Origin of the sequence: Micromonospora sp. AMSO12t (assembly GCF_008806585.1) — a bacterium.
Lineage (GTDB): Bacteria > Actinomycetota > Actinomycetes > Mycobacteriales > Micromonosporaceae > Micromonospora > Micromonospora reichwaldensis.
In genome coordinates this window covers 1-4,477 of the sequence record NZ_WAAS01000389.1, presented here as the reverse complement: position 1 = coordinate 4,477, position 4,477 = coordinate 1, and the positions used below count along the sequence as shown (strand labels likewise).

The window sequence follows — 4,477 nt, the reverse complement described above, 5'->3', positions numbered from 1 at the left end:
AGAGGGTCAGGCCGGGCGTAGGCAGGGGCAGGGCGGTCAGGCGGGGTCGAGGTCCAGGTCCAGGTCCGCCACCACCGGATAGTGGTCGGAGGCGTACTCGGTCTCGCCGCCCCGCGGCACCCGGCAGTCGCGCACCCGGCCGGCGAGCGCCGCTGTGCCGAACAGGTAGTCCAGCCGCATCCCGGAGAACTCCGCCCCGCCGCCGTGCCGGGTGGGCGCGGTCAGCCCGCCGCCGGGCGCCCCCGCCGTCGCGTACAGATCGACCAGGCCGGCGGCGAGCAGCCGGGCCACCGCGCGGGTCTCCACCGTCCGCCCGTCCCGGCGCAGGTGACGGCGGCGGTACGCGGCCGGGAGCCGGGCGATGCGGTCGGTGTGGTCGGCGACCGGGTCGAGGGTGTTGAGGTCACCGGCCAGCAGCGCCAGCTCCCCCGGCGCGCGGCGCAGCGCGGCGGCGGCCCAGCCCGCCTCGATGCGCCGCCGCAGCCCCGAGTACGGGTCGAGGTGGACGCTCAGCACCGTCAGCGGGCCGGCGGTGGTCGCCACGGTGACCCGCTGCGCGGCATGGTGGAACGGCCGGCGTACCCGGGTCGCGGTGAGGGCGCGCAGCGGCGGGCGCAGCAGCACCGCCACCGGCTGGCCGAAGCAGGAACGGGCCAGGTGGGGACGCATCCCCACCCGGCCCGCGAAGTCGGCGAGCACGTCGCCGGAGTCGAAGTGCCGCAGTTCCTGCAACGCCAGCACGTCCGGCCGCTGGTCGGCGACGACCCGGACCAGCAGGTCCCGACGGTCGGCGCCGCCGGAGTCCCGTCCGCCGGTCCGGATGTTCCAGGTCATCGCCCGCAGCATCGGCGGCGTCAGTCCGCCCGACCGGCCTTGGCCAGCTCGTCGTCGAGGGTGTGCACGTCCTCGGACTCGATGCTCGGCCGGTTGCCCTCGTGGACGTCCTCGTTGGGGCGGAGCACCCAGTAGAGCAGCCCGATCCAGAGGGTGGTGAGGATGATCGCGCCCATGAAGTCGGTGGGGTGGTGCATCCCCCGGTACATCCGGCTGATCGCCACCCCGGTCGGCATCACGACCGCCAGCGCCACGAAGAGCCACCGCCACCACCGGTCGGTACGCGGAAAGACGATCACCGCGATCGCCACCCAGACGCAGAGCGTGGCGGCGATGTGGCCGGACGGGAAGGAGGAGGTCGGCATCGGCCCGTCGAGGTTGCCGACGGGCGGTCGCGGCCGGTCGACCGCGGCGGCAGAGGCGAGGAAGAGGCTCAGCTCACCGAACATGGTCAGTGCCACGAAGAGCACCGGCCGCCAACGCCGCCACACGGCCAGCACGATCGGGCAGAAGACCAGCGAGATGAGCAGGATGGCGTGGGTGTCGCCGACCTTGCTCCACCAGTAGCTGAAGTCGTCCCGGCCGGGGGTGCGGTGCTCGGCGAACCACCTCGGCACGTCCGTGTCCAGGGTGGCGAAGAAGGTGCCGCCGGCGTGGTAGCTGACGAACATGCCGAAGCCGTAGAGCGCGCCGAGGATCAGCACCCAGCCGACGATCAGCTCGAACACGGCGGCCCGGGGGTGCGGCAGCAGGTGCGCCTCGTCGGGGGCGGGCGCCACGTCGTGCGCGGCCTCCGGCTCCAGCCCCTCGGTCAACGCCGGGACCGGCCGGCCGCGCTCCAACCGCCAGAGCCGGAAGGCGTACGCGGTGACGCCGAGCCAGGCGGCGCCGAGCAGCCAGGCCCCCAGCACGTCCGAGACGAAGTGCACGCCCAGCGCGATCCGGGTCAGTCCGATGAGGAAGACGACGAGGGCGACCAGGGCGATCGCGGGCTTGCGCCAGCGGCGCGACATGGCCGGCAGGAAGACCAGCAGCAGCGCCCCGTACGCGACCATCGAGCCGAGCGCGTGGCCGCTGGGGAAGCTGTCCCCGGCGTACGTGCCGATGGGCACGTCCACCTCGGGGCGCAACCGGTCGACAAGCGTCTTGAGCGCCGGGTCGAGGACGAGCGCGCCGACGCCGGTGACGATCAGGAACACCGCGAGCCGGCCCTGCTTGCGGATCAGCAGGCCGACCACGGCGACCGACACCAGCCAGATGATGACCGCCCGCCCGCCGAGGTCGGTGAGCGCGTTGAGCACGGTCACCAGCGGCCCGTGCGGGGCGACCAGGTCGTTGAGCCACTGGGCCACGCCGTGGTCGACGTCGTGGAGCGGGGACCACCGGGTCCGGACGAGGACGAGGAGAATCCCGAAACCGACCCCGGCGCCGAGCACGATCGCCAGGCCGGCGAGGGTCCGTTCGGTGAAGTGACCCAAGGGTCGTCGTAACGCCTCTTTGACCGCGCCCACGGCAGCCTCCCTCTCGCTTCTGGCGTGCCGCATTACCCGATCGGCGCTCCGCGTACACCGAGGGATGTCCGATGCGGAGCTAGAGGGAGCTCATCTCGCCCGTGTCGTGGATCTCCTGGCGCTCGGCCTCGGGCTCCCAGAGATCGGGCTGGGCGGGCTCGCGCGCCCCGATGCGCAGCGCCTCCAGCTGGGCGGCGAAGGAGAGTCCACCGAAGAGCGCCATGCCGGTCAGGTTGGCCCAGAGCAGCAACGCCATCATCCCGGTCAACGCCCCGTACGTCTGGCCGAACCCGCCGCTGAACCGCACGTACGCGGCGAGCAGCAGGCTGGCCAGCCACCACAGCGCGGTGGCGATGCCGGCGCCGAAGAAGAGCCAGGACAGGCCGGGCTGCTTGCGGCGGGGGGCGTGCCGGAAGATCACCGCGACGGCGAGGACGGTCAGGCCCAGGCTGAGCGGCCAGCGCACCACGTTCCAGAGGCCGTTGGCGAACTCGCCCCAGGCGTAGTGTCGCTGCACCGAGTCGCCCATCGGGCCGCCGCCGACGAGGATCAGGAAGCCGGTGAGCGCCGGTACGCCGGCGGTGAGGGCGAGGACGCTGGCGCGGACGTACTTCCACAGCGCGGGCCGGTCCCGCTCCACGCCGTAGATCCGGTTGGCGCCGCGCTCGATCTGGGCCATGGTGGTGGTCAGCGCGACCAGGCCGGTGAGCATGCCGAGGCCGAGCGCCAGCTCCCCGGCGCGTTCGGTGCGGTCTCCCTCGCCGAGCAGCTCGGCCACCATCGGTTCGCTCGCCCCGGGGGTGAGGGCCAGGACCGTGTCGGCGACCACCCGGCCGCCCTCCTCCACGCCGAGTTCGCTGATCAGGCCGGTCAGCGCGATCAGGAACGGCACCACGGCGAGGCAGAGTTGCAGCGCGAAGGCGCGCGAGTGGCTGAACCCGTCGCCGTAGCGGAACCGGATGAACGCGTCGCGCAGCAGGTGCCAGCCGCCCTGCCGGCGCAGTGTGTGCCAGGCGTCGTCGGCGTTGAGTTCCTCGTCGGACATCAGCCGGGTCTCCGGCACGATCCGGGTGCTACTCACGGCGGGCTTCCTCGATCAACTGCTCACCACGCTCGGCGGCCGCCTGCGCGTCCTCGGCCAGGTCGGGATCCTGCGCCGGCTGCGGCACGCAGAGCCACAGCGCCCGCCGCCGGATCTCGGCCTTCAGGGTGCGACCCGGCTCGATGAGATCGCCGTCGAGCTCCCGGGGCTGGGCCCGGTTGCTGGTGATCTCCACCCGCCTGGCCTTGAAGACCTCCATGCGGGGGACGCGGTCCTGCCGGCGTACGACCGCCCAGCCGAGCGCCAGCCATTGCCGCAGCGTGCGCGGGGTGAGCACCGCGACGTCGAGGTAGCCGTCGTCCGGTTCGGCGTCGGTGAGCAGCCGCACCCCGCCCTGGAGGCGGCCGACGTTGGCGACGAGGACGGAGCGGGCCCGGCGGCGGATCGGCTGCTGGTCATCGATGCGGATCGAGACCCGCATCGGTCGGTCGCGCAGGTGCCGGGCGGCCCCCACGACGTACGCCGGCCAGCCGATCCGCTTCTTGGTGGTCTCCGAGGTGTCGGCGAGCATCTGGGCGTCGAAGCCCATGCCGGCCATCACCGTGAAGTAGTGGTCCTCGACCGCGCCGACGTCGAGCAGCCGGCGGCCACGCTCGACGGCGACCTCCAGCCCGGCGGCCAGGTCACCCGAGAGGCCCAGGTTGGCCGCGAGGAGGTTGCCGGTGCCCTGGGGCAGCACGGCGAGCGCCACCTCGGTGCCGACCAGGCCGCTGACGCAGGCCATCACGGTGCCGTCGCCGCCGCAGGCGAAGACGACGTCCACGCCGGCCTCCACCGCCTCCTGCGTCTGGCCGCGGCCCGGGTCCTCGACCGTGGTCTCGAACCACAGCGGCTCGGGCCAGCCGGCCGCCGCGAGGGCGTCGTGGACCGTCTGACGCAGTTCGTCGAGGTCGGCCACCTTCACCGGGTTGACCACCACGGCGGAGCGCAGGCCACCGCCGTCGGGTGCCGCGCGTCGCTTGTCCTGTCGAGGGTCCACGGCGCCAGTGTGCAGCAGATCCGGCACGGCAGCGACCCGGCGGCGCGGTGA

At 73.4% G+C, this 4,477-nt stretch carries 4 protein-coding genes; all 4 read right to left on the bottom strand.

The window, feature by feature from the left end:
• Nucleotides 1-36: 36 nt before the first annotated feature.
• The gene (locus F6X68_RS30935; RefSeq protein ID WP_151457566.1) at nt 37-846 is read right to left on the bottom strand and encodes an endonuclease/exonuclease/phosphatase family protein; all 810 of its coding nucleotides are present in this window, start codon (nt 844-846) and stop codon (nt 37-39) included.
• A gap of 8 nt (nt 847-854) precedes the next feature.
• Nucleotides 855-2,345 carry a phosphatase PAP2 family protein gene (locus tag F6X68_RS30930; RefSeq protein ID WP_151457565.1) on the bottom strand — a complete coding sequence of 497 codons (1,491 nt, stop codon included), beginning with the start codon at nt 2,343-2,345 and terminating at the stop codon, nt 855-857.
• 79 nt (nt 2,346-2,424) lie between these two features.
• Complete coding sequence (locus tag F6X68_RS30925) at nt 2,425-3,426, bottom strand: YihY/virulence factor BrkB family protein (RefSeq protein WP_151457564.1); 1,002 nt, start codon at nt 3,424-3,426, stop codon at nt 2,425-2,427.
• Entirely contained in the window at nt 3,419-4,426 is a 1,008-nt protein-coding gene (locus F6X68_RS30920; protein WP_151457563.1) for a diacylglycerol kinase family protein, read from the bottom strand. Before F6X68_RS30920 ends, F6X68_RS30925 begins: the two co-directional genes overlap by 8 nt.
• Between the last annotated feature and the right edge of the window lie 51 nt (nt 4,427-4,477).